Consider the following 17,260-nt stretch of genomic DNA (forward strand, 5'->3'; position numbering starts at 1 on the left):
CCGCCGAACAGAACTTCAGATCGATTGTCCCAAGCGCCATGAAGTCGCTCATGCGTCTGGTGCCGGCCTGGACTGTCGAGGATGCCGCCGCTGCCTTTGGCAATGGGGGTCACGAAAGCCTCGGTTTCACCAAGCTTCAGGAGGTCAAGCCGATCGCCGGCCGTGGCGGCTTCGGCTGGTTTCAGTGGACCGGTCCCCGCCGGCGGGCCTTCGAGGCCTGGTGCCGGGAGGAAGGCCTCGACCCGGCCGGCCCCTCGGCGAACATCGGCTTCCTGGCGCACGAACTCGCGACCAGCGAAAGGGCGACCGTCGGCAAGGTGTCGGCGGCACTCGGCCTTGAGGCCAAGACCAAGGCGTTCGAGATGGCGTTCGAGAGGCCGGGCGTGGCGCACACGGATCGGCGCCTCGCCTGGGCGCGGATCGCGCTCGACGCCTACAACACGGCCTATCCGGCGACGGCCGTGCCGCTGACGCCCGAGAAACCCAAGGCGCCGGCGACGGTGTCCGGTCTCGACAAGCCCATGGCGCTGTCGACCATCAACGTCGCCTCCCTCGCCAGCGCGGCGACCGGCGGCATTGCCGCCTTCAGTGGCCTCGACTGGCGCGTGGCCCTGCCGATCGTGCTGGTGCTCGGCGTGCTCGCCGCCTGGGTGATCTGGCAGCGCAGCCGCTACGCCAGGAAGGCCCGCGAGGCGGGGGTGTGACATGCCCCTTGCCGTCCTTTCTACCCTCCTGAAGATGAACGGCCGATCGATCCTGTTCGGACTGGCTGCTGTTGCCGCGCTGCTGGCCGCCTGGTGGCTGTTTGCCGCTGGTCAGCACCACGAGCAAGCCAAGTCCGATCGGGCGTCCCTGCGCGCCTACGAGGAAAGGAACAGGATCGATGAAAGCCTCGACGGGCTCTCGCCTCATCAGCTCTGCCGCCGCGCTGGCGGCGGCGATCTCTGTGACAGCGTGCGCGGCGGCGCGCCCTGAGGGCAATGCCGGCCTCAAGGTGGTCACGCCGCTCAAGCCCGCCGCTGCCGTCTGCCTCGCCAACGAAGATCCGAGCGCGCTGAGGAAGATCCTCGGCAACGACGAAATGATCAGGAAGGCGAGATGATATCCAATCAACCCCCTAGGTGGTGGGATCACGTGACGTTCTCGAATATTCTCGCGGTTGCCGCCATCCTCACGGCAGCCGGCGGCATGATGACGACGGTGCAATCCTACGATCGGCGCATCGGCTCAGTCGAGGCGGACCTCAAGCTGAGCCAAGCCGACATGGCGCGGGTTGCGGCTGATCTCGCCGCAATCCGCACCGACATCAGTTACCTCCGCGCCAGCATGGATAGAGGGCAGCGTTGATGCCGCAGGCTCAGTTGTTCATCGCTTCGAGGGCGCGATAGACGCTGGCTCGGCTGATCCCCATGCGCCGGGCAATCTCGCTGGGACCGATCCCCTGTTCGGCAAGGTCCTTCACCTTGCCGGCGTCGATCGACGGTTTGCGGCCGGTGTAGACGCCGGCCTCCTTGGCGGCCGCGATCCCTTCGGCCTGGCGCTCGCGGCGCAGGTTGGTCTCGAATTCCGCGAACACGCCGAGCATATCGAGAAATGCCTTGCCGGCGGCCGTCGAGGTGTCGACCGGCTGTTCGGTCGCCTTGAGCGAGACGCCCTTGCGCTTCAACTCGTGCACGATGTCCTGAAGATCCTTCATGCTGCGGGCCAGACGGTCGATGCGGGTGACCACCAGGACGTCGCCGGCGCGCACGAACTGGAGCAGGGTCTCCAGCTCCGGCCGGCCATCGCGCGACGTGCCGCTGGCCTGCTCCGAGCGGATGACCTCACAACCCGCCGCCCGCAACGCTGCGATCTGCACGGCGCAGTCCTGATCGACGGTCGAGACGCGGGCGTAGCCATAGATTGCCATGGGTGACCTCCAATGTTGTATCATTAGAGTATGCATTAAGAAACAATGTGTCAAGTCCCGCGCCGCCCGTCCGGCGCGGGATATCTGAGGTCAACGCGGCCCCTCGATCACGCGGCAGCAATGATCGGCCGTATCGCGGATTGATCGGATGAGCTGGACCGTCAAGTTGTCCTGGCGGGAGCCGCCGCTCTCGATCGAGCGGAGCAGGAGCTTGGCCGCCTGGCTGATGCGCTGGTTCTCGATGTAGAGCGTTTCGCCGAGATCGATGATTTCGGCGAGCGTTCTTCCCATTGCAGCCGCGCAGATTTCTTGCGTGTTCATGGATACACCTCGTTTACAAACGAGGCAGTTGTGGACGGCGATTGGTTGCTATCCGGCGAGCACGCAACCTCCTTTAGCGCAAGGTCTAGTTGGTCCGGCGGCACGACGGTGCCCCGGCCGTTGTAGCCGATGGCGGCAATGCGGGCGGTGCCGGCGGCAGCGCCGGGCAGGTCGCGCAGCCTGAGGGCGGCGTCGGTTTCGCGGGCGGTGCCGGCGAAGGCGTGCGTGATGGCCGGCGCCCGATTGGCGACGAACAGGGCACCTTCCGGCACGGCACGGCCGGCAAGGCGCCAGACGAGCTTCAGGCCAAGCGGCTCGACCAGATCGGAGCGCTTCAATTCGACGGCGCGGGCGATCTGGTCGCCGATGATGACGCCGTCCCTGTCCGGTGCCGAGAGAAGATCGACGAGGATCGCGAAGGCTTCCTCCTCAATGAGCGGCGACACCGAGGCGAGCGGCATGCGCATGTCGCCGGCGGCCGGCATGTCCAGCTCGCGCCAGACGCGGGCGGCGAAGGCGCGGCCCATCAGGATACGGGCCTCGCGGACGGCGGCCGTCTTGGCGGTCAGTTCGGCAACGTGGTCGCCGGAGGCACGCCGGGCCGGCAACTCGTCGGCGGGATCGGCTTCGTCTTGCCGGCCGGGCAGGGTGTAGGTGCCGGTGCGGCGGAGGGCGGGAAGGACGTCGTGCGCCAGCCAGCGCTTGAAGCGCTCGGCTTCCGGCTTGCGGGATGTGAAGATGAGGCGGAAGACGCCGGCCTCGGAGACAATGGTGGCATAGCCTCGACCACCACGAGAAGGGTCGCTATTGCCGACCCTTTCGGTGGGGAATGGGTCGGCAATAGCGACCCCATCCTGTCGTTCGTCGTCATCCAGGCGGCAAAGCGCGTCGCTTTCATTCTTGATTTCGAGCACTCGGCACACGTCGCGGCCGACGAACCACGGTTCACCGTCGATCATGATGGTGCGCACGAGCTTGTCTTCAAAAGCGAGCGCGACGATTTTGGGTTGGTCACCCATTGCGGCATCCTCTGGCTAGGAGCCCGAAGGCTCCGGGAGCTGAAACACATCGCCAGAGGTCGACGTGCCATGCGCCTTTAGGCCGAAGCCCTGGACATGCGCGCATGGCTCCCGGAAGCATCGCAGAGGATATCAGGATGCGCCGTTCGCGGAGGCGTTGCCGCCCCTGGTGATATGGTTCCGCCTCGGGTTTCAGACCTTGGCCGAACGATCAGACGGTGCACCCGAAGGAATCGCTTGTCAAGCGGGGAGAGAAGGATGAATCATGCAATTTTAGGTGGGTCTGGTGGGGTGACGCAATGGCGACGGATTGGGACGCTGCATGGCGGGAGCTTGAAGCGCAAAGAAGTTCTCTTCCTCCCGCTGAATACAATAACACGGTATTGTGGGGTATGAGATTAGATTACATTAACAATACAGTAAATAATGGCAGTATATTAACGTTGTTGCTAATGATAGCTCTTACTTGTTCTTTCGTGAATAGAGGGATGAGACTTGTAATTTTCATACTCCTCGCTTTAATTTTGTCAATTTATGTGGCGACAATTGACGGGTACCATGCAAATATAGAGAGAATATTACTTGGAATTGCCGTTTATTTCCCCTTCATGATTGCCATTGGAGAACTTGGATCGTGTGCGAAAGCTCGAATTACGACTCAAGCTACACCAGTCATGGACGGAACGCCTAGATGGAGACGGCGCGCATTTCTTGCTGGGTTGAGAAAGAGCCAATCGATCACTATCCCGCTCGGCCTCGCGTTTATGATCATGTGGCCGGTCACATACATCATATCAGTCGTCGACACCTGGCACGGTCGCGCTTCGCCTTTCATCAAAATCCTGCTCAGCCTGACGGTCGATGTCTTCCTCGCTGCGATCTGGCCCATTACATGGATGCTCTGGCTGATCACCTATTTTTCCAGCCACCGCGGACCGATTCGGACAGTGCTTGGTTTCTAGGTCCTTGGTGCCGGCAAAGCCAAAGGTGAGAAAACCGACAACGAAAACCGTTTTAGTTCATAGTGAGATTTTCATTTCTCACTTTGGACTAATGTGTTGATAATATTCAATTATAGTAGCCCCTCCGTGGCCTCCAGTCTTCAAAAATGATATTGATTCCGTTGGGACTTTCGCCGCTCGTTCCGGCGTCGCCATTCCCATGCTCCGCAAAGCTGCGTAGAGGCCCTTGTCTCGGGGAAGGGCGGCGGCTATTGGAGAGACCAGCATGGGCTTCCGGCAGGGGACTTCTGATCCATGATCGATTTTCCGGAGTTGCGCACCAAGATGGTCGACGGCCAGGTTCGGCCGAACGACGTCACCGATCTCCGCATCATCGACGCGATGGGGGACGTAGCGCGCGAGGACTTCGCGCCGGACGGCCAGAAGCCGCTCGCCTATCTCGATCGCGACCTGCCGCTCGGTGACGGCCGGACGCCGCGCGTGCTGATCCAGCCGATGATTCTCGCCCGCCTGTTGCAACACGCGGGCATCGGGCCGGCCGACAAGGCGCTCGAGATCGGCAGCGCCTCGGGCTACGGCGCCGCCGTGCTGTCCCGCCTCGCCGGCTCGGTGGTGGCGCTGGAGGAGGATGCGGCGCTGGCCGCCGTTGCCCGGCGACAGCTCGCCGGCCTCGCCAACGTGGCGGTGGTGGAAGCGCCGCTGGCTGGCGGCGTGCCGAATGCCGCGCCCTTCGATGTCATCCTATTCAACGGCGCCGTCGCCGTGTTCCCCGAGGCGATCGCCGGCCAGCTCGCCAAGGGCGGCCGGCTGCTGCTCGTCGAGGGCGAGGGCAATGCCGCCCGGGCCAAGCTCTACACGCGGAGCGAGGCGGGGGTTTCCGGCCGCGTGCTATTCAACGCCTCGCTGCCGCTGCTGCCGGGATTCCGCCCGGCCGAGGCTTTTGCCTTCTAGTCTTTCCTTTGGTGGTACGATTCGCGTGACCGTGTTCCGCCGTCCGCCAGCGTAAAGCGGCGCGGATGGTCTTGTTGGGGCACTGTGATTTCTGTGCACTGATTTGACTGAATTCGTCGCCGCGCCGCCGGCCGCGCTTCCGTTCGTCCGCTCATGGGCTATAGTCCAGCGCCGAACGATTAACCGTTTGTTGATGAATGTGGCGATCGGCCGGCCTTCTCACCGGGGCGTGAGAAGATTTGGCGCCGGCCGCCGGCTCTGTCGCGTCGGTGGGCGATGAAAATGAGGTGTGTCGTGGCGTTCCGTCCCTCCCTGTACCTGTCGGCCGCGTTCTGTCTCGCCGTCGTCCTGTCGGGCGCTGCCTCGGCAGAATCGCTGACGGAGGCGATGTCCTCCGCCTACGCCAATAATCCGGAACTCAACGCCCAGAGAGCGGGAACGCGCGCCGCCGACGAATACGTGCCGCAGGCGCTGGCCCAGGGCCGGCCGACCATCACCGGCAACCTGGCGGCCGGGTTCTCCGCCAATAACACTCGCGCCCGGATCTACCCCACCGGGATGTGGCAGGATAACTACACCAACACCGGCTCCGTTCAGGCCGACATCAAGATCATCCAGCCGATCTATGCCGGCGGCCGCATCGAGAACGGCGTCAACAGGGCGGAATCCGCCGTCAAGGCAGCGCGCGAGCAGTTGCGCTCCAAGGAGCAGGCAACGCTGCTCGACACCGCTTCCGCCTACATGAGCGTCATCCTGTCGGGCCAGGTGCTGGACCTCCGGCAGTCGAACGTCGCCTTCCTTCAGGAGCAGGTGCGGGCGGCCAACGACCGCTTCTCGGTGGGCGAGGGCACCCGCACCGACGTGTCGCAGGCTCAGGCGGCGCTGGCCGCGGCCACGTCGTCGGTCAGCGTGGCGCAGGCCGACCTGCTCACCGCCCGCGCCAACTACGTCAAGGTGGTCGGTCACGAGCCGAAGGGCCTCCGCAACCCCGGTCCCATTTCCAAGCTGCTGCCAGCCAAGATGACGGCGGCGGTCGATGCCTCGCGCACCGAGCATCCGGCCATCCGCGCGGCGATCTATAATGCCGACACCGCCTCCTACAACGTGGCGATTCAGGAAGGCGCGCTGCTGCCGACCTTCGGCCTGCAGGGATCGATCGGCAGCACGCTCGCCGGATCGTCCACCGACGCAACCGGTGCCGACCGCGTCCGCTCGCTCGACGCGTCGGTCGCCGCCGTGCTGTCCATTCCGATCTACCAGGGCGGCGGCGAGTATGCCTCCGTTCGGCAGGCCAAGGAGGAGCTTGGTCAGGCCAAGCTGCAGATCGACGCGGCCCGCATGTCGGTGGACGCGGCGCTGGCCCAGGCCTGGAGCACGCTCGAATCGGCCAAGGCGCAGATCGTCGCCGCTCAGGCGTCGGTGACGGCCAGCCGGCTGGCGCTGGAAGGCGTCGTTGAGGAGCAGAAGGTCGGCCAGCGGACGACGCTCGACGTCCTCAACGCCCAGAGCACGCTGATCAATGCCCGACTGTCGGAGGTGGGCGCCGAGGCGCAGCTCGTTGTGGCGAGCTACGCCGTGGTCGCCGCCATGGGCCGTCTCGATCGCGAGCGCCTTGGTCTGAGCGTGCCCGCTTACCGGCCCGAGCACCACTACCAGCAGGTCCGCGACAAGTGGATCGGCCTGCGCACGCCGGACGGCCGCTGATCGCTGAAGCATCGGGCCGAGAAGCGCCTGTACTTCTCGGAAGATTTCGATCTTTGACCAAGATGGGGGAGCGGCGGGCCGGGTTTCTCCGGGCATTCGACGCCCCATGCGGCCGGGCGCCGGGGATAACTGCCGGATTTCCGGCCGCGACCGTTTTCAGCCGCGTTAACTAATCTATACTTTGGAAGTCGAATCAGGCCCGTCGTCCGGCCGCTGGGGACTGTTCCGCCGGGCCGTGCGCCCCGGATCCGCTGCCGGCCGTCGTGCGGCAGCGGGCCTCGATCGGAGTAGAGAGGCGGGGCGACCCGCCCGGAGTGAGACCAATGGCCAAGGCAGCAGCGTCCGCCGAACCTTCAATGGAAGAAATCCTGGCTTCCATCCGGCGGATCATTGCCGACGAACCCGAAGGCAAGGAGGCGGCGCCGAAGGCTGCTCCGGCCAAGGCGGCTGCCAAACCGGAGGTCGAAACCATGGCCGAGCCGGCCCCCGACGACGAGCATATTTCCGAAGAAGACCTCGACAAGCTGTTCGCCCAGTCGGGTGATGACGACGAGGCCGAACCGGAGATCGACGTCGACGATGCCGACGACGAGCCGGAAGTGCTTGATCTCGCGGATGTTGCCACCGTCGATGACGCAGAGACGCTGGAACTGGTGGAGGGTCTGAAGGAGGACGAGGCCGAGGTGGCCTTCGCCGAGCCGGCGCCCGAACCGGTGCGCAAGCCCGAGCCGCCCAGGGCCGAGGCGCCGCGCGCCCGTCCGGCGCCGGAGCGGGAGGTCGAGCCCGAGGAGCCGCTGGTATCGGCGGCTGCCACCGCCAGCGTGCAGTCCGCCTTCGGCCAGTTGAGCCATACGGTGCTGGCCGCCAACGCCCGCACGCTCGACGACCTCGTCAAGGAAATGCTGCGGCCGATGCTGCGCGCCTGGCTCGACGAGAACCTGCCGGTGATCGTCGAACGGCTGGTGCGCGCCGAGATCGAGCGCGTGTCGCGCGGACGCTGAGCGGCGTGCGGTCGATCCTCCTTCAGCTTGTTGCCGCTGTCTTGGAAATCGCCGGCTGCTTCGCTTTCTGGGCATGGCTCAGGCTTGGCCGGTCCATGTTGTGGACGCTGCCGGGCATTGTGTCGCTGATCCTGTTCGCGCTGGTGCTGACGCGTATCGACAGCGCCGCGGCCGGTCGCGTCTTCGCGGCCTATGGCGGCGTCTACATCGCCGCCTCGCTCGTCTGGCTGTGGGCGGTGGAGCGGCAGGCGCCCGACCGTTGGGACCTGACGGGCGTCGCCGTCTGTCTGATCGGCGCGGCGATCATCCTGCTGGGGCCGCGCGCCGCGGCCGGCTGAGCTGTTTCCACTCTCTCAGGCCGCGACGCCGGCCGCCGACGCCAAGGCGGTGCTGTTGGCGACGGAGGCGTAGAGGTTGCTCACCGTCTGCGACAGGCTGGTGCTGCCGGCGGCGCCGCTGCCGAGGCTGTAGGGCAGGTTCGACTGTGGCGCGTCCGGCGCCGGGGCCGATTGTCCCTCGCCGCCGGTGGTGGTGACGCTGGTCGAGCCGTCGGAATAGCTGACGGTGATGGTGGTGCTGCCGTCGGGATTGTCGAGATAGGTGGTGCTGATCACCTCCTTGCTCTCGCCGGCACCCGAGGCGCCGGAAGTGCCGCCCGACAACGACGCCTCGTCGGTCGAGGCCGTGCTGTCGGTCGAGGCGCTGTCGCTGGCGGTCGTCGCGGTTGCCTCGGTGCTGGAAGAGTCCGATTCCCCGGTCGATTCCGGCGGCGGCGGGGGAGGCGGCATCGTGGCCGCGCCGGTGCCGCCCATCTCTTCCTGAAGCGACAGGAGCGCCGTCTGCATGTCGCCGTCGAGAGCGGCAAAGCCGCTGCCGGACGACAGCGCGTTGCTGCCCATCGAGCCGGTCGTCTCGCTGCCGGGCTCCGGCGCCGCGAAGGCCGACGTGGCCGATGTCTCTTTGCTCGAAGTGCCGAACAGCGTGGCAAGGCTGCTGGTATTGCTGGTCAGGGCGGAAATCGACGACATCGCTGCCTCCGGGGAAAGCTCCCTCTGCAGCTTTAAACGCGTCACCCGCCCCAACCAGGCGCGGAAATCCGCAAGAAATGTTGTTAACGGAAGATGGCGGTCACGGCGGATGCCGCTCGATGTCCGCCAGCAGCCAGTCGCGGAAGGCGCGGATCTTCGGCTGGCTGCGCCTTCCCTCGGGATAGACCAGCCAGTAGATGGCCTCGTCGCGGCAGACGAGGTCGAAGGGCATCACCAGCCGACCAGCCGCGAGGTCGTCGCGATAGAAGGCCGGCGTCAGGATGGCGACGCCGTGGCCGGCGATGGCCGAGCTGGCCTCCAGCGTCTGCGAACCGAACAGGTTGCGCTGCCGCCCTTCGAGGTCGGCGTCGGGCACGCCGGCGGCGTCGAACCACAGCCGCCACCAGGAGTCGCCGGGATCGATCAGCTTGCATTTCAGGAGGTCGCGCGGCGCGCGGAGCGGCCCGGCCTGATCGAGCAGCGACGGGCTGAGCATCGGCGCGAAGTCGATCTCCATCAGGCGATGGGCGACGAGGCCGGGCCAGTCGCCCTTGCCGAAGCGGATGGCGACGTCGCCAGGGTCGCGGGAGAAGTCCATCGGCGTGTTTTCGGTGACGATGCGCACGGCGATGTGCGGCGCGCCAAGCTGGAAGTTGCCGATGCGGCGGGCCAGCCAGTGGGCGGCGAAGGTGGCGGTGGTGTTGATCACCAGTTGCTCGTCGACCGCCGTCTTGGCCGACGCCATGGCCTCATCGAGCAGCGCGAAGGCTTCGCCCACCTTGGGCGCCAGCCGTTTCCCGGCCTCCGTCAGCTCGATCCGGCGCGGCAGCCGCCGGAACAAGAGTTCGCCCAGCACGCCTTCGAGCAGCTTCACCTGATAGCTGACCGCCGTCTGGGTCATGCCGAGTTCCTCACCGGCGCGGGTGAAACTCATCAGGCGCGCCACCGCCTCGAACACCCGGAGCGCGTTGAGCGGCATCGGACGGGCCGGCTTCATGGATAAGCTCTCCTTATGGGTGGAGACGGAGGTTCGATTGGAACGGCTCGGCTTTTGATGGGAGATTGGCCACCGACAGATCAAACCGTCAAGGGGTATGACCATGACTTGCGTGGATCGATCCGAGATCCGGCGCGGCCGTCCGCTCGCCGGCTTTTCTGCCGCCTTTGCTGCGGTGCTCGCCGTCCTGCGGCTGCCCTTCGCCGCGCGGGCCGGCGACGTTGACGACCTCGACGACCACATGTTGCGCGACATCGGCTTCCGCGATGGCCGCGTCACGGCCGCTTCCATGCGGCGGGTGGCGGAGCGGTGGGTGGAGATCGACCGCTTTTGACGGCGGAAAGGGCGCTTCTTGTTGATTTTCGGGGGCGCAGCGGCTAACCGTCGCACACCCCAAGACGACAGGAAAAAGACGTCGGATCATGCTGGAAAAGACATTTGAAGCGGCGGACGTCGAGCCGCGTATCGCCAGGGCCTGGGAAGACGCCAAGGCTTTCGCCGCCGGCGCCGGCAAAGAGCCGGGCAAGGGCACCTTCACCATCGTCATTCCGCCGCCGAACGTCACCGGCTCGCTGCACATGGGCCATGCGCTCAACAACACGCTGCAGGACATCCTCGTCCGCCTGCAGCGCATGCGCGGCCTCGACGTGCTGTGGCAGCCCGGCCTCGACCACGCCGGCATCGCCACGCAGATGGTGGTGGAGCGCCAGCTCGCCGAGAAGCAGCTCCACCGCCGCCAGATCGGCCGCGCCGAGTTCGTCAAGCGCGTCTGGGAGTGGAAGGCCGAGTCGGGCGGCACCATCGTCGGGCAGTTGAAGCGCCTCGGCGCCTCCTGCGACTGGTCGCGCGAGCGCTTCACCATGGACGAGGGCCTGTCGAAGGCCGTGCTGAAGGTGTTCGTCCAGCTCTACCGCGAGGGGCTGATCTACAAGGACAAGCGCCTCGTCAACTGGGACCCCAAGCTGCTCACCGCCATCTCCGACCTGGAAGTGGTGCAGACCGAGGTGAAGGGCCATCTCTGGCACTTCCGCTATCCGCTCGCGGACGGCGTCACCTATCAGCATCCGATCGCCTTCGATGAAGCCGGCCAGCCGACCGAGTTCGAGACGCGCGACTACATCGTCGTGGCGACCACCCGGCCCGAGACCATGCTGGGCGACACCGCCGTCGCCGTGCATCCGACCGACGAGCGCTACAAGGCGATCGTCGGCAAGAAGGTCAAGCTGCCACTGGTCGGCCGGCTGATCCCGATCGTCGCCGACGAGTATTCCGATCCCGAGAAGGGCACCGGCGCGGTGAAGATCACTCCGGCCCACGATTTCAACGACTTCGAGGTTGGCAAGCGCCATGGCCTCAAGCCGGTCAGCATCCTCGATGAAGAAGCTGCGATGCTGCTCAAGGGCAATGCGGGCTTCTTGGCGGGACTTCCTACATCGGCCGAGCTTGTTGAGATCGTCGACCTACTCGACGGTAAGGATCGTTTCGAGGCGCGCAAGTTGGTGGTCGCCGCCTTCGAGACCGTCGGCCTTCTCGACAAGATCGAGCCGCACGTCCATCAGGTGCCGCATGGCGACCGCAGCGGCGTGCCGATCGAGCCCTTCCTCACCGACCAGTGGTATGTCGATGCCAAGGTCTTGGCCGAGCCGGCGCTCGCCTCCGTCAAGGAGGGCCGTACCAACTTCGTTCCGAAGAACTGGGAGAAGACCTATTACGACTGGATGGAGAACATTCAGCCCTGGTGCATCTCGCGCCAGCTCTGGTGGGGCCATCAGATTCCTGCTTGGTACGGACCTTGTCTTTTCGACAAAAAGACAGGCAAGGCGACACAGAGCATCCAGGAGATGTGGGATAAACGCGAGATATTCGTCGCATCGTCAGAGGCGGAAGCCATCCAAAAGGCCCAAGCTGAATACAGCCGAGATGATATTAGGATCGTTGAATGCCGGACAGCGGATCAAATGGGTCGACTTGTCGACCAAGTTATTGCTGATGAGAATAAACAAAATGGTCCGAAATGGATGCCTATCTGGCGCGACGAGGACGTGCTCGACACCTGGTTCTCGTCGGCGCTGTGGCCGTTCTCGACGCTCGGCTGGCCCGACGAGACGCCGGAGCTGAAGCGCTACTATCCGACCAATGTCCTGATCACCGGCTTCGACATCATCTTCTTCTGGGTCGCCCGGATGATGATGATGGGCAAGCATTTCATGGGCACCGAACCCTTCAAGGACGTCTACATCCACGCCCTCGTCCGCGACGAGAAGGGCGCCAAGATGTCGAAGTCGAAGGGCAACGTCATCGATCCGCTCAACCTGATCGACGAGTTCGGCGCCGATGCCCTGCGCTTCACGCTGGCCGCCATGGCCGCCCAGGGGCGCGACATCAAGCTGGCGACCAGCCGCGTCGGCGGCTACCGCAACTTCGCCACCAAGCTGTGGAACGCCGTCCGCTTCTCCGAGATGAACGGCTGCGTCCGCGTCGCCGGATTCGATCCCGACAAGGTGAGCGAGACGCTCAACCGCTGGATCGTCACCGAGGCGCGCAAGACGGTGGCCGAGGTGTCGGAAGCGCTCGACGCCTACCGCTTCAACGACGCGGCCGGCGCCATCTACCGCTTCGTCTGGAATTCCTTCTGCGACTGGTATCTCGAATTCACCAAGCCGGTGCTGACCGGCGACGATGGCCCGGCCAAGGACGAGACGCGCGCCGCCTGCGCCTGGGTGATCGACGAGATCCTGAAGGTGCTGCATCCCTTCATGCCGTTCATCACCGAGGAGCTGTGGGCCAAGACCGGCGACACCGGCCCGGCCCGCGACAACCTCCTGGTGCTGACGTCTTGGCCGGAGGGCAGCCGCGACACCACCGACGCCGCCGACGAGATCAACTGGCTGATCGGCGTCATCACCGAAATCCGCTCGGTGCGCGCCGAGATGAACGTCGCCCCGGCGACGCTCTTGCCGCTGGTGCTGGTTGGCGCCTCGGAGAAGGTGAAGGGCTGGCTTGCGACGCACACGCCGGCCATCCTGCGCCTCGCCCGCGTGTCGGAGACCGCCACCGCCGACGCGGCGCCCGGCCAGTCGGCGCAGATCGTCACCGCCGACGGCGTCATCGCCCTGCCGCTCACGGGCGTCGTCGACCTCGACGGCGAGCGCGCCCGCCTCGGCAAGGAGGAGGCCAAGCTGATCGGCGAGATCGAGCGCATCGACAAGAAGCTCGGCAACGCCGCCTTCGTGGCGCGGGCGCCCGAGGAGGTGGTCGAGGAGGAGAAGGCCAAGCGCGACGGCTATGCCGAGCGGCTGGACAAGGTGCGCGAGGCGCTGGCGCGGCTGGCCTAGACGGCGGCTTCGCATCGGATCGACATCGGGGCCTCGCGGGTGACCGCGAGGCCCGCTTTTTTGGTCTCCATGGCAGAGGAATGAAAGGAGCTTCCTTTCGCCCGCAAAGGCAGGCCATCGCGGGCAGGGAACCGACTCTCCCCGTCAGCGGAGAGTTGGAGAGAGGAGACGAATCCGCTAAGGCTTGCGGACAGCTCCAGGACGACCCGACAGCCTCATGCGCATCGCCATCCTCTCCGACATCCACGGCAACGCCGACGCGCTGACGGCGGTGCTCGACGACCTCGCCGGCCGCTCGGTGGACGCCACCGTCTGCCTCGGCGACCATCTCTCCGGGCCGCTGGAAGCGCGGCGCACCGCCGACATGCTGATGGCCGCGCCGATCGCCTGCATCGCCGGCAATCACGACCGCGCCCTGGTGACCACGCCGCGCGACCGGATGGGGCCGTCCGACGCCCACGCCTGGGACCAGCTCTCCGGCGCCCACATCGCCTGGCTGAAGGGCCTGCCGGCCTCGCTGACCGTGGGACCGGTGATCGCCTGGCATGGCACGCCGGCCTCCGACCTCGAATACTGGCTGGAGACGGTGGAGGGCGGCCGCATGCGGCTCGCCGACCGCGACGCGGTCGAGGCCCGCGCGCCGGCGACGGCCATCGGCCCGTCGAGCCTCCTGCTCTGCGGCCACACCCACGTGCCGCGCATCGTCCGGCTGAAGTCGGGCGCCGTGGTGGTCAATCCCGGCAGCGTCGGCTTGCAGGGCTATACCGACGACGCGCCGCTGCACGTCATGCAGGTCGGCGCGCCGGAAGCCCGCTACGCCATCGCCGAGCAGCGCTGCGCCGGCTGGGCGGTGGTGCATCACGCCGTGCCCTACGACACCGCCAACGTCGTCCGCCTTGCCCGCGAGGCCGGCCGGCCGGAATGGGCCTCGGCGCTCGAAAGCGGCTGGATCGCCTGAGACGCATCGGATCGAAAGGCATATGCGCTTTTCGGAAAATCCGATGCGCGAACAAAGGCCCGGAGAGCCTGCGCCGATCTCTCCCGAGACAACCGTCCGGCTTCGACCTCTCGCGCTTCCGTTGCCCGCCAAGCTCAACCTTCGCGTGGCTCCGGGTCTCGCCATCCGGCGCGTCCCGGCACGTTCCGGGTAGGACTCAAGCCTCCGGCGCGGGGCGGACCGAGTGGATGGCGAAGGCGGCGGCGACGGCGCGGACGCGCGCCGGATCGAGCGGTCGCGCCGGGTCCTCGTCCTCGGACACGGCGGCGCGGAAGCCGAGATGATCGGGCCGGAGCGGCAGCAGCGTGCCGACGTCGACGACGCGCAGGCCGCCGGCAAGGCCCACCGCCAGCCGGGCGCGGCGGGCGGCGGCGACGAAGCGGGCGATGTCGGCCAGCTCGACGGCCTCCGTCAGGGCACCGGCCGACTCGGGCGCCGCCAGCCAGACGCCGTAGAAGCCGGCCATGGCCGCCACCGGCACCAGCTCGAAGTCAGGGCCCGCCTCGGGCGGAAAGGCGGCGACCAGCTTTGTCTTGGTCGCCAGCGTCCGGCCGGCCTGCGACAGCAGCGCCGGGCCGGCGTCGCCCTGTGGCACCGGCAGCACCAGCGCGTCGGCGCCGGCCGAGACGAGGTTCGCGAGGCCGTCCGGGGCGAGATCGCCGCCGAACGCCGCCACCTCGGCCCTGCCGTCCGCCGCCTCGACGATGGCGCTGAGCACATCGGCGGAAACCGGGGCGGGCGAGGGGCCGGAGTGGGCGGCGGCAACGAGCGCCGTCGCGCCCGCTGCGATGGCAGCCCGCGCTTCGTCGGCGGTGGCGACGGACACCTGAAGAATGGTCATGGCAAGCCTCCGGGCACCGTCACAGCCGCTCGACGGCATCGTCCGCGAATCGGGCCGCCAGCTCGGCGGCGGTGCTGTCGCCAATCAAGAGGTCCGGCGCGATCTCGGCAAGCGGAATCAGGACGAAGCCGCGCTCGTGGGCATGGCGGTGCGGCAGCGTCAGCTCGGGCGTGTCCATGCGCACGCCGTCATAGGCGATCAGGTCGATGTCGATGAGGCGCGGCCCCCAGCGCTCGTGGCGGATGCGGCCGAGCCGGCGCTCGACGTCGAGGCAGGTGGCGAGGAGGTCGAGCGGGGCGAGGGCGGTCTCCACCACGGCCGAAACGTTGGTGAAGTCCGGCTGGTCGGTCTTGCCCCAGGGGCGGGTGCGGTAGTCGGACGAACGGGCGACGACGTGCACGCCGGCCGCCTCCAGCTCCTTGAGCGCGGCGGCGATGGTGGCGCGGGCGTCGCCGATGTTGCCGCCGAGGCTGAGCGCCGCTTTAGCCATCGGCGCGGCTCCGTGTGATCTCCACCGACACGCCGTCGAGCACCTGCTGCACCGGCGCCGACGGCTTGTCGATGCGCACGGTGATCGCTTCGATAAGCGGGAAGCGGGCGAGGATGTCGGCGGCGATCGCCTCGGCCAGCGCTTCCAGGAGGTTGAAGCGGCGCGTGGTGGCGATGCCGACGGCAAGGTCGGCCATGTCGGCATAGGACACCGACCTGGTCAGGTCGTCGCTTCGGCCGGCGGCGCGGGTATCGACCGCGGCGTCGAGCGAGAGGAAGAAGCGCTGGCCGAGCACGGCCTCCTCCGGCAGCACGCCGTGGCGGGCGAAGACGGCGAGCCGGTGGACTCGGATGTGGTCGCTCATCGCATCTCCTTCCTGATGGCGTCGGCGACGGCGGCGGCGTCGCGGTGGGCGGCGACGTCGTGGACGCGGACGATGTCGGCGCCGCAGAGGATGGCGGCGACGTTGGAGGCGATCGTGCCGTGGAGCCGCTCGGCAACCGGCCGGTCGGCGCCGATCAGCGCGCCGATCAGCCGCTTGCGCGAGGTGCCCATCAGCAGCGGATAGCCGAGCGCCTTCAACTCGCCGACCCGCGCCACCGCCTGGAGGTTCTGCTCGAAGCTCTTGCCGAAGCCGACGCCGGGGTCGAGCACGATATGATCGTCGGCAATGCCGGCCGTGCGGGCGATGTCGATCGAGCGGCCGAAGAAGCGCTTCATGTCCTCGACGATGTCGATCGCCGGATCGACGTCGGCCCGGTTGTGCATGACGACGACGGCCGCGCCGTGGGCGGCGGCGACGCGCGCGATGTCCGGCTCGCGCTGGAGGCCCCAGACGTCGTTGACGATGGCCGCGCCGGCTTGAAGCGCCGCTTCCGCCGTGCCGGCCTTGTAGGTGTCGATGGAAACCGGCGGAAAATCGCCGCCGGCAAGGCGTTCGATCACCGGCAGCACGCGGGCGATCTCCTCGTCCTCCGACACCTCGGTGGCGCCGGGCCGGGTCGACTCGCCGCCGACGTCGAGAATGTCGGCGCCCTCGTTGGTGAGACGGCGAGCCTGGGCGAGCGCCGCCTCGAGGGTGGCGAAGCGGCCGCCGTCGGAAAAGCTGTCGGGCGTGACGTTGAGAATGCCCATCACCAGCGTGCGCCTGCCGAGGTCGGGCAAAAGATGCATGGTCTCTATCCTCCCCCGATTGGGCCTGTCGCCGCTCAGGCGATCAGCCTGCGCAGCGCCGCCAGTACCGCCGGAATGTCGTCGTGCAATTCGTCGAGCGCCCCGGCGATCATCGCGTTGAGGCGCTCGTCGCGGCTGGCGACGCGCCGGTCGGTCATCAGGCCGACGATCGTCCGCCGGACGCCGGTCGCCTGCCGGTGGGCGTGGGCGAGGCCCAGTTCGACGCAGGCCCCCTCGTCGGGCACCCGGCCGTCGAGCACGAACAGCAGGATGTCGGAGGCGTAGACGGCCTCGCTGTCGATGCGGAAGATGGTCTCCTGCCGCTCCTCGGCCGTCATCTCCACCCAGCCGGGAACCAGCTCGATGCCGTCGCGCTGCGGCAGGAACACCGAGATGCCCAGCTTCTCGATCTCGGCGGCCAGATGGGCGTTGAAATCCAGTTCCGCTTGCGAAAACAGCGGCGCGGCGAAATAGAGCGACGGCATGGCTCCCCCTTTGTCCGGCCGGACTAGAGGCCGAGCCGGCGCCTGAA

At 66.9% G+C, this 17,260-nt stretch carries 21 protein-coding genes; 11 read left to right on the forward strand and 10 right to left on the reverse strand.

The window, feature by feature from the left end; translation table 11 throughout:
* Positions 1-38: 38 nt before the first annotated feature.
* The 3 genes from H512_RS25715 (at position 39) to H512_RS0108915 (ending at position 1,347) form a co-directional block, all read left to right on the forward strand.
* Positions 39-704, forward strand: a complete 666-nt coding sequence (locus H512_RS25715) for a phage tail tip lysozyme (protein WP_156899432.1) — start codon at positions 39-41, stop codon at positions 702-704.
* Position 705: 1 nt separating this feature from the next.
* Positions 706-975, forward strand: coding sequence for a hypothetical protein (locus tag H512_RS0108905; RefSeq protein ID WP_026783159.1), 270 nt, complete (start codon positions 706-708; stop codon positions 973-975).
* A gap of 123 nt (positions 976-1,098) precedes the next feature.
* Entirely contained in the window at positions 1,099-1,347 is a 249-nt protein-coding gene (locus H512_RS0108915) for a hypothetical protein (protein WP_026783160.1), read from the forward strand.
* A 10-nt stretch (positions 1,348-1,357) separates the two neighbouring features.
* On the opposite strand, the gene H512_RS0108920 is transcribed toward H512_RS0108915, so the two are convergent.
* From H512_RS0108920 to H512_RS25720, 3 genes are all read right to left on the reverse strand, one after another.
* Positions 1,358-1,909: a recombinase family protein gene (locus H512_RS0108920; RefSeq protein WP_026783161.1), complete on the reverse strand. Its 552-nt coding sequence runs from the start codon at positions 1,907-1,909 to the stop codon at positions 1,358-1,360.
* A 90-nt stretch (positions 1,910-1,999) separates the two neighbouring features.
* Positions 2,000-2,230, reverse strand: a complete 231-nt coding sequence (locus H512_RS0108925; protein ID WP_156899433.1) for a hypothetical protein — start codon at positions 2,228-2,230, stop codon at positions 2,000-2,002.
* Positions 2,227-3,249, reverse strand: a complete 1,023-nt coding sequence (locus tag H512_RS25720) for a BRO-N domain-containing protein (protein WP_053239699.1) — start codon at positions 3,247-3,249, stop codon at positions 2,227-2,229. The genes H512_RS0108925 and H512_RS25720 overlap by 4 nt, the downstream gene beginning before the upstream one ends.
* A 299-nt stretch (positions 3,250-3,548) precedes the next feature.
* On the opposite strand from H512_RS25720, the gene H512_RS26920 reads away from it, so the two are divergent.
* The 5 genes from H512_RS26920 to H512_RS0108955 all read left to right on the forward strand — a co-directional run bounded on the left by H512_RS26920 (position 3,549) and on the right by H512_RS0108955 (position 8,205).
* Positions 3,549-4,211 (forward strand): hypothetical protein, encoded by a 663-nt coding sequence (locus H512_RS26920; RefSeq protein WP_156899434.1) that lies wholly within the window; start codon positions 3,549-3,551, stop codon positions 4,209-4,211.
* A gap of 294 nt (positions 4,212-4,505) precedes the next feature.
* Positions 4,506-5,162, forward strand: coding sequence for a protein-L-isoaspartate O-methyltransferase family protein (locus H512_RS0108940; protein ID WP_026783164.1), 657 nt, complete (start codon positions 4,506-4,508; stop codon positions 5,160-5,162).
* A 294-nt stretch (positions 5,163-5,456) separates the two neighbouring features.
* A complete protein-coding gene (locus H512_RS0108945; protein ID WP_053239700.1) occupies positions 5,457-6,866 on the forward strand; it encodes a TolC family outer membrane protein in 1,410 nt (469 codons plus the stop codon).
* A gap of 356 nt (positions 6,867-7,222) precedes the next feature.
* Entirely contained in the window at positions 7,223-7,867 is a 645-nt protein-coding gene (locus H512_RS0108950; protein WP_053239701.1) for a PopZ family protein, read from the forward strand.
* Positions 7,868-7,872: 5 nt separating this feature from the next.
* Entirely contained in the window at positions 7,873-8,205 is a 333-nt protein-coding gene (locus H512_RS0108955; RefSeq protein ID WP_026783167.1) for a YnfA family protein, read from the forward strand.
* 15 nt (positions 8,206-8,220) lie between these two features.
* Here the strand turns inward: H512_RS0108955 and H512_RS0108960 are convergent, their stop codons facing one another.
* Both H512_RS0108960 and H512_RS0108965 read right to left on the reverse strand, forming a co-directional pair.
* Positions 8,221-8,895: a hypothetical protein gene (locus tag H512_RS0108960; protein WP_026783168.1), complete on the reverse strand. Its 675-nt coding sequence runs from the start codon at positions 8,893-8,895 to the stop codon at positions 8,221-8,223.
* 100 nt (positions 8,896-8,995) lie between these two features.
* Entirely contained in the window at positions 8,996-9,892 is an 897-nt protein-coding gene (locus tag H512_RS0108965) for a LysR substrate-binding domain-containing protein (RefSeq protein ID WP_026783169.1), read from the reverse strand.
* A gap of 103 nt (positions 9,893-9,995) precedes the next feature.
* On the opposite strand from H512_RS0108965, the gene H512_RS23240 reads away from it, so the two are divergent.
* From H512_RS23240 to H512_RS0108980, 3 genes are all read left to right on the forward strand, one after another.
* Positions 9,996-10,226 carry a hypothetical protein gene (locus tag H512_RS23240; RefSeq protein ID WP_156899435.1) on the forward strand — a complete coding sequence of 77 codons (231 nt, stop codon included), beginning with the start codon at positions 9,996-9,998 and terminating at the stop codon, positions 10,224-10,226.
* 88 nt (positions 10,227-10,314) lie between these two features.
* The gene (locus tag H512_RS0108975; protein ID WP_026783170.1) at positions 10,315-13,227 is read left to right on the forward strand and encodes a valine--tRNA ligase; all 2,913 of its coding nucleotides are present in this window, start codon (positions 10,315-10,317) and stop codon (positions 13,225-13,227) included.
* Between the two features lie 217 nt (positions 13,228-13,444).
* Positions 13,445-14,185, forward strand: a complete 741-nt coding sequence (locus H512_RS0108980) for a metallophosphoesterase family protein (RefSeq protein ID WP_026783171.1) — start codon at positions 13,445-13,447, stop codon at positions 14,183-14,185.
* Positions 14,186-14,381: 196 nt separating this feature from the next.
* On the opposite strand, the gene H512_RS25725 is transcribed toward H512_RS0108980, so the two are convergent.
* The 5 genes from H512_RS25725 to H512_RS0109005 are packed head-to-tail and all read right to left on the reverse strand — an operon-like array spanning position 14,382 to position 17,213.
* Entirely contained in the window at positions 14,382-15,065 is a 684-nt protein-coding gene (locus H512_RS25725) for a (5-formylfuran-3-yl)methyl phosphate synthase (RefSeq protein WP_053239702.1), read from the reverse strand.
* A gap of 19 nt (positions 15,066-15,084) precedes the next feature.
* A complete protein-coding gene (folK, locus tag H512_RS0108990; protein ID WP_026783172.1) occupies positions 15,085-15,555 on the reverse strand; it encodes a 2-amino-4-hydroxy-6-hydroxymethyldihydropteridine diphosphokinase in 471 nt (156 codons plus the stop codon).
* Positions 15,548-15,919 (reverse strand): dihydroneopterin aldolase, encoded by a 372-nt coding sequence (gene folB, locus H512_RS0108995; RefSeq protein ID WP_026783173.1) that lies wholly within the window; start codon positions 15,917-15,919, stop codon positions 15,548-15,550. The genes folK and folB overlap by 8 nt, the downstream gene beginning before the upstream one ends.
* The gene (folP, locus tag H512_RS0109000) at positions 15,916-16,728 is read right to left on the reverse strand and encodes a dihydropteroate synthase (protein ID WP_036790788.1); all 813 of its coding nucleotides are present in this window, start codon (positions 16,726-16,728) and stop codon (positions 15,916-15,918) included. Before folP ends, folB begins: the two co-directional genes overlap by 4 nt.
* 35 nt (positions 16,729-16,763) lie before the next feature.
* On the reverse strand, positions 16,764-17,213 hold the full coding sequence (locus H512_RS0109005) for a nucleoside 2-deoxyribosyltransferase (RefSeq protein ID WP_026783174.1): 450 nt from the start codon (positions 17,211-17,213) through the stop codon (positions 16,764-16,766).
* Positions 17,214-17,260: the final 47 nt, after the last annotated feature.

The organism is Pleomorphomonas koreensis DSM 23070 (assembly GCF_000425185.1).
Classification (GTDB): Bacteria; Pseudomonadota; Alphaproteobacteria; order Rhizobiales; family Pleomorphomonadaceae; genus Pleomorphomonas; species Pleomorphomonas koreensis.